This is a genomic window from Sulfitobacter sp. HI0027, assembly GCF_001634775.1.
In the GTDB taxonomy this organism is placed as follows: Bacteria; Pseudomonadota; Alphaproteobacteria; order Rhodobacterales; family Rhodobacteraceae; genus Sulfitobacter.
In genome coordinates, this window is the sequence record NZ_LWER01000404.1 from 1 (window position 1) to 233 (window position 233).

General features: G+C 52.8%; 1 pseudogene. It reads left to right on the forward strand.

Going from position 1 to position 233, the window contains the following annotated elements:
• A pseudogene (locus A3722_RS24965) lies at positions 1 to 233 on the forward strand (phospholipase D-like domain-containing protein); the annotation flags it as partial.

Consider the following 233-nt stretch of genomic DNA (forward strand, 5'->3'; position numbering starts at 1 on the left):
TGCGGCGGTACTGATAGATGGTGCATCTTATTTCGCAGCTTTGGACGCCGTCCTAAGAACGGCTGAACGATCCATTACAATTATCGGCTGGGATTTTGACGCGAGTATTCGTCTTCGTCCTCAGGACGGACCTAATGCGGATGTTCTGGGGGATCTGCTGCGTGAACTGGTCGAAAAGCGTGAGGACCTCCATGTTCGGGTCCTAATCTGGAGTCTGGCGACTGTTCATACGC